This is a genomic window from Anaerosporobacter sp. (assembly GCF_965301125.1).
In genome coordinates, this window is record NZ_CBDLAM010000088.1 from 9,419 (window position 1) to 15,494 (window position 6,076).

Annotated in this window: 5 protein-coding genes and 1 pseudogene; all 6 read right to left on the reverse strand. The window is 35.8% G+C overall.

The genetic code is table 11. The features are described 5' to 3' along the window. Positions 1-72: 72 nt before the first annotated feature. Complete coding sequence (locus ACW2QF_RS10855) at positions 73-1,113, reverse strand: siderophore ABC transporter substrate-binding protein (RefSeq protein WP_455716025.1); 1,041 nt, start codon at positions 1,111-1,113, stop codon at positions 73-75. Between the two features lie 38 nt (positions 1,114-1,151). Then, positions 1,152-1,904 carry an iron ABC transporter ATP-binding protein gene (locus tag ACW2QF_RS10860; RefSeq protein ID WP_455716026.1) on the reverse strand — a complete coding sequence of 251 codons (753 nt, stop codon included), beginning with the start codon at positions 1,902-1,904 and terminating at the stop codon, positions 1,152-1,154. A gap of 3 nt (positions 1,905-1,907) precedes the next feature. Further along, a complete protein-coding gene (locus ACW2QF_RS10865) occupies positions 1,908-2,885 on the reverse strand; it encodes an iron chelate uptake ABC transporter family permease subunit (protein ID WP_455716027.1) in 978 nt (325 codons plus the stop codon). Continuing rightward, entirely contained in the window at positions 2,878-3,858 is a 981-nt protein-coding gene (locus ACW2QF_RS10870) for an ABC transporter permease (RefSeq protein ID WP_455716028.1), read from the reverse strand. Before ACW2QF_RS10870 ends, ACW2QF_RS10865 begins: the two co-directional genes overlap by 8 nt. A gap of 340 nt (positions 3,859-4,198) precedes the next feature. Further along, positions 4,199-4,378: a hypothetical protein gene (locus ACW2QF_RS10875; RefSeq protein ID WP_455716029.1), complete on the reverse strand. Its 180-nt coding sequence runs from the start codon at positions 4,376-4,378 to the stop codon at positions 4,199-4,201. A 37-nt stretch (positions 4,379-4,415) separates the two neighbouring features. Then, positions 4,416-6,011: pseudogene (locus tag ACW2QF_RS10880) on the reverse strand (ABC transporter ATP-binding protein). Between the last annotated feature and the right edge of the window lie 65 nt (positions 6,012-6,076).

Below are 6,076 nucleotides of genomic sequence, written 5' to 3' on the forward strand. Positions count from 1 at the left end.
ATGGTGTATTTCAATGCACTTCATTTTAATAACATAGCTATTTTACTCAAACAATTTATTCAGATATATCTATTAATTTAGTAATTCAGTTTCAAGGTCTGATAACATAAGATCAAGAGCTGTAATACCACCTTCAGCTGTATACCATACAGCAGGATGAGCAAGATATACAATGTTTCCGTTCTTGTATGCGTCAGTTCCCATTACAAGCTCATTTTCCATAATCTCCTGTGCAAGTTGTGCTCCCTCAGTATTGATTGCAGCATCACGGTCCATTACAAATATGTATTCAGGATTCTTGTCTACGATAAACTCAAAGGAAGCTTCGTTTCCATGAGCAGAAGCATCAATCTTATTGTCAACACCCACATTTTCAAAACCGATTTCTACTCCGATGATAGAACAACGACCATCATTAGCAAGAACGTTAAAGCTACCACTTGTTGATAAACCGATTATAGCATTTTTACCCTCTGCAAACTCTGACAATGCAGTAATACGAGCTTCAAATCCGCTCATAAGCTGTGTTGCGTCATCTTCCTTAGCAAACATTGACGCAATTGTTTTTGCATTCTTTTCAACACTCTTAACTACACCAATTTCTTGATCTGTTGCAAGATAAACTACCGGAGCAATTTCACTTAAAGCATCATAAGAGGAGCTAAGACGTCCACCGATGAAAATTACATCAGGTTCAGAAGCCATAACAGCTTCTAAGTCTGCTTCTTTAATAGTTCCGAGATTTGCTACGCCATCTTTTGTAACGTAAGTCTGAAGATAGTCAAGAGATGTGTTCGCTGTGCCAACTACACGGTCTCCAAGTCCCAGCGCATCAAGAATATCTAGTGATGCCATATCAAGAATTGCGATTTTTTGAGGATCATAAGGTACTTCTAAATCTATTTCCTCTTTATTTGCATTTAAACTCTTAATCGTTATGGTTTCAGGTTTCTGTTCTGTTTCAGATGTTGATTCAGAATCAGCTTGATTTGCTGAATCAGCAACCTCTGTAGATGATGGCTCATTTGTTGATGTATCCTTATTTGATTTAGCGCATGCAGCCAAGCTCATAGTCATAACCAATGCTAACGCAAGAGATAATATTTTTTTCATAGTAAAATTCTCCTTTTTTAAAGTACCGAAAGATAGTGTTAATAATAGATTGATAGTGGCTTACCCGAAATCTCCATAATCTCAAAGTCTACCTTATAGATTTCGGCCAGTGTTTCCTTGTTAATCACCTCCTTAACTGTTCCAAACTTAGCAATTTTTCCATCTACAAACGCACAGATGTAATCTGAATAAAATGCTGCGTAATTGATTTCATGCAACACTAAAATCACCGTCTTACCCAACTCATCGCAGAGGCGACGAACAATTTTCATTAAATTAGTAGCATGATATATATCAAGATTGTTAGTCGGCTCATCAAGCAGAATGTACTCTGTATCCTGAGCTATAACCATCGCAATATAAGCTCTTTGTCTCTGACCACCTGACAATTCATCTATAAATCTGTCCTGAAATTCTTCAAGCTCCATATAATCGATTGCACGGTTAATAATATCATTGTCCTCTGAGGTATTATGCCCTCCGTTATAAGGAAATCTTCCGAACGCTACCAGTTCTCTAACGGTAAGTTTCATCTGAATGTTATTGCTCTGAGTGAGAATAGCAAGTCTTTTTGATAGTTCTTTACTCTTCCACTTTTTGATATCCTTGCCGTCAAAATCAACGATGCCTTTGTCACCAGCAATCAGTCTTGATATGATTCCCATAACAGTAGATTTTCCCGCACCATTAGGACCTATAAGAGACAGCACCTTTCCCTTAGGGACTTCAAAAGTAACTCCGTCAACAACGACTTTTTCATCATATCGTTTTGTTAAATCCTGAATACGCATTTCTTATGCCCTCCTGTTAGTTAAAAGTAGATATAGAAAGTAAATCCCGCCTCCTACCGTTATAAACACGCTTATCGGAATCGCATAACTGAATACATGCTCCACAAGAAGCTGACCTCCTATCATTACAATCATACCAAACATAGCCGCACCAAGTATAAGTTGCCCATGACGATATGTTTTAAGAAGTTGGCGAGTAAGATTTGCAATAATAAGACCTAAGAACGAAATAGGCCCGACCATCGCAGTGGCCACAGCAATACAAAGTGTTACTGCAAGAAGTAGTCTACGTATGCTGGAATCATAATCTACACCCAGATTTATAGCCTGATCTCTTCCAAGCGTAATTACATCAAGAAGTGCAAGGTCTTTGCGAAATATAATAATTACCGCAGCAAGAATGATCAGTGAAAATATAATAATGTCCGAATTAACATTACTGAAGCTTGCAACAAGTGTAGCCAGCAGTGCATCGTATTCGTTTGAGTCCATTACCCTAGTAAGCGTAGTTTGTATGCTTGAGAAGAATGACGAAAGCACCGTACCTATTAACAATACATACAAAACATTATGCTTGGTCTTTTTGAAGAGATAACTGTATATAAAAGTTGCAGTTACACCCATAAGAATCAAGTCAACTGCAAATGCCAGATTCGTATTTACTGCAAGAATGCTACCTGAACCCGCGAAATACACCACCACTGTGTGAATTAGTGTATATAGTGAATTCATTCCCAAAAGACACGGTGTTACAATCGTATTATTGATAACCGATTGAAACACAATTGAGGCACCGCCTATTGCAAACGCTGTAATAAGCATAACGATAAGCTTTGGAGTCCTGATTTTCATTGCATATTTGAATAATTTTGTATTATCAAAATTCACCTCAACCAGCATGTATAACGCTGCTGCAAGCAATACAAGCATAGCCATTATTGTGAGTTTCTTAATATTCTTTCTATATGCAACATTATTCATCTACAGCACCTCCCATCTTTTTTGTACCAAGGTAAAAACGTATCGCTTTCCGTCCGTTTTTAAGTCTGTACAAAAGAAGTGCTATAAACAAGATGCTCCCTATAATCCCTATAATCAATTCGATTGGTAATTCATAAGGTGCTATAACCGTTCTGCCTATCATGTCACAAACAAGTACAAAAATCGCACCAAATAATGCCGTATCAATCAATGTTCCTCGGATCTTATCGCCTTTGATCATTGCAACAATGTTTGGAACAATTAGTCCTATGTACGAAATGGATCCTACAACAACTACAATCGACGCTGTAATCATCGCTGCAATACTAAGTCCCATAAAGAGAACTAAATTATATGGCACACCAAGATTTTTCGAGAAATCTTTTCCCATTCCCACAATATTGAAATGATTTGCAAATACAAATGCAAGAATAACAAGTGGGACAACAAGATATACAATCTCATAACGACCACGAATAACCATTGAAAAATGTCCAACAAGCCATGAAGAGAGTGCCTGCGTCATCTCGTATTTATAAGCTAAATAATTGGTTATGCCTCCGATAACATTTCCGAACATAATACCAACTAGAGGTACCATTATTACATCTTTGAACTTTATGTGCTGAACAAACCAAACAAATAGCCATGTTCCAAGAATTGAACTAACAAATGCAAATATAGCTCTTCCCCATATTGTTGAATTCGGCATAAAAAGGAGTGCAATCAGTATTCCCAGCTGAGCTGATGAAATTGTTGCACCAGTGCTAGGTGAAACAAATTTATTCATACAAAGCTGTTGCATAATAAGTCCAGCTACACTCATACCAATACCAGTACACAATAACGCAAGTAACCGGGGTAACCTAGAAATCAGAAGCAGTTCAATCTGCTCTGTATTCCCGCTTAAAATACTTCCTAAGTCTATATCTATAACACCAATGAATATCGACCAAGCAGACAAAATCAACATTATCGCAGCAAGAATAATGGTAAATAGATTTTTTCTTATTGTTCCTCTCTCCTCTCTTGGTTAGTTATATCTAACTCCTGGTGTTAAAAAATGCATCAAGCGAGTTCTTTCGGATGATGCATTTAGTTAGTTATAACTAACCATATGCTAAAAATATGAACTGCGTTAACAAGTTAGTCATTACTAACGCAGTTCTGAAACTTATTATAACATTAAATTTGTTTTTTACAAGATGTAAAGCGCCCAAAAATATGATAATAATTATCAGATGTTGGTAGGGTTTACCATTGTATGTAGCTGAAATTTGAAGCTAGTATTAATTCTACTATAATGCGCAATACTAATTAAAACTCCCATCCCATACTGGCATATTCTTAATATACTCTTGTTCCACTGCAGGTACGTAATATAATTCCATTCTCCATCGAACATATAGTCGGAGTATATGCCAACCTTTTCTAACGGGACCATATCCCCATATTTTATTAAATTTTAGTAACTTCTTCTTTCTGTTCCTCACCTGCATAATACCTTGCTTGTGTTTTCCAATTTTTTGCTTAAATCTTTTTTTTTACTTTCATCAAAGCTTCATGATTTCCCCTTTGCACTAAGCTTCCTTTGTCAAATACCAATATATCATCACAGAAACGGCAACTACTCATTCTATGAGATATATAAATACTTGTTTTGTCATGAACCATTTCGTTAAAACGGGAATAAATCTCGTGTTCACTAATTGGATCAAGTGCTGCAGTTGGCTCATCTAGAATAACAAATGGCGCATCTTTGTATAACGCTCTAGCAATCGCAATCTTTTGAGACTCACCACCAGAAATATCTTCTCCTTCTCATGCATTATGAAATAATTTAGTGTCTAATTTATTAGGCATCTTATCAATACGATCTTTAACTCCTGCACATTCTAATACCTTCCAAATCTTTTCTTCCTCTATATTCTTACTGCCTCCCACATTCTCCTTAACCGGAATAGAGAACAAGGAAAAGTCTTGGAAAACTGTGGCAAAGAGATTTAGATATTCCCCATAATCGTACTCTCGAATATCTACTCCATTTAATGTAATCTTACCCTCGGTAACATCGTATAGCCTACACAGTAATTTGATAAACGTTGTCTTTCCTGCACCATTACGACCAACTACTGCAAAGCGACTTTTCATATCTAATTTAACTGATACATCTTTTAATATGTAATCCTCACATTCTGGATACCGGAAACTTACATGATGAAATTCGAATTCATATTCATTATTCCCACACTTCTCTACTGGTAAAGAGCCCGTATCTAGTTTATTCCTCTTATCCAAAAAGTCGGTATAGAATGATAAATAGGACTGACAAAGTCGAAACCCATTCATCTCTTCGATAATGCTTCGAAGTGAACTATTCATCTGCCTTACTGCACCCACATATCTTGTAAATGCACCTATCGATATTGCACCTACATATGTTTTTACTATAACAAAAAGATATGCTAATAATAGAACAGAATCATTTAAGAAAGAGGTTGTCATTAAAAACTGTTGTGTTGCTTTCCAAAACCGCTGATAAAAATCAATTATTGCAATATTCAGTTTCTTCCATTCTGAACAAATCATTCCTCTCATTCGATATAACCGAATTTCTTTTGCGTAATCAACATCCGTAGAAAGTTTCATGGACATAAATTCCATCTTTTGATTGATATCCATCATCTCTTGATACATGGAAAAGTTCTTCTCATGAATATCTTTTGATAAAACAGAATAGATTACTGCTAATATAAGAATTAATACTCCAACCAATGCAAATGAACCCACTCTAGATGTAATAATTCCTAGAAAACCTGCTTCTTTTACTTCCTCAAGACAAAGCCCAACTAACATTATAATAGACACCAAAAAACCTACTGCACCCGTAAGTATTTTTGAAAAATGTAGCATATAATAACCAAATCCACCATTTCTAGATACATTATAGTCAGCAGCCTGAAACTCTTCTAGATTCTTCTTATCTTCAAAGGTTGCATAGTCAAGGGAAATAGCTTTTAGAAGTATTTTGCTGTTACATAATCGATTAATGGTCATACTTTTTACTTCTATAATTTGATTAACAAAGCTTGAAAGTATTCCAATAATACCCGTCATTACTATCATTATAGCTACTTGTAACAATGCTTTTCTCCACTCTGCTAATAATAAGGAATCAATTATATATGCAC

Bases quoted from the DNA above. Each gene is read 5' to 3' on its own strand.
- ACW2QF_RS10865 (WP_455716027.1), bottom strand. From the start codon at position 2,885: ATGAATAATGTTGCATATAGAAAGAATATTAAGAAACTCACAATAATG.
- ACW2QF_RS10870 (WP_455716028.1), bottom strand. From the start codon at position 3,858: ATGTTGATTTTGTCTGCTTGGTCGATATTCATTGGTGTTATAGATATA.
- ACW2QF_RS10855 (WP_455716025.1), bottom strand. From the start codon at position 1,113: ATGAAAAAAATATTATCTCTTGCGTTAGCATTGGTTATGACTATGAGC.
- ACW2QF_RS10860 (WP_455716026.1), bottom strand. From the start codon at position 1,904: ATGCGTATTCAGGATTTAACAAAACGATATGATGAAAAAGTCGTTGTT.